Source organism: Kitasatospora nipponensis (assembly GCF_039528135.1).
In the GTDB taxonomy this organism is placed as follows: domain Bacteria; phylum Actinomycetota; class Actinomycetes; order Streptomycetales; family Streptomycetaceae; genus Kitasatospora; species Kitasatospora nipponensis.
In genome coordinates this window covers 1-634 of record NZ_BAAALF010000825.1, presented here as the reverse complement: position 1 = coordinate 634, position 634 = coordinate 1, and the positions used below count along the sequence as shown (strand labels likewise).

The following is a 634-nucleotide window of genomic DNA, read 5'->3' as shown; positions in this document are numbered from 1 at the left end:
CCGATCCCAAGGAACTGCCGGCCGGGAACATCGCGCGGCTCCCGGTGCGCTACACGTTCAACAACCGGTACTTCAACGACACCTACGAGGGGCTGCCCGTCGACGGGTACACCGCGTGGCTCGAGAAGATGGCCGAACATCCCAACATCGAGGTGCGCTTGAACGTCGACTACTTCGACGTGCGTGATCAGATCCCCGCGGGTACGCCGGTCGTGTACACCGGCCCGCTCGACCTTTATTTCGACTACTCCGAGGGTCGTCTCGGCTGGCGCACGCTCGACTTCGAATCCGAGGTCGTGCCCACCGGCGACTACCAGGGCACACCGGTCATGAACTACAACGACCAGGAGGTGCCCTACACCCGGATCCACGAGTTCCGGCACTTCCACCCGGAGCGCGAGGACCGGTACCCGAAGGACAAGACGGTCATCGTGCGGGAGTACTCGCGGTTCGCCAACGAGGACGACGAGCCGTACTACCCGATCAACACCCCGGACGACCGGGAGAAGCTCGAGCGGTACCGCGAGCTTGCGAAGGTCGAGGCCAAGGAGCGCAACGTGCTGTTCGGTGGCCGCCTCGGCACGTACAAGTACCTCGAGATGCACATGGCGATCGGGTCGGCACTGTCGATGTT

General features: G+C 63.7%; 1 protein-coding gene. It reads left to right on the top strand.

What is annotated here, in order from left to right:
- Window positions 1-634: UDP-galactopyranose mutase (locus ABD323_RS43540; protein ID WP_344447549.1), on the top strand; the 634-nt coding region annotated here is incomplete at both ends.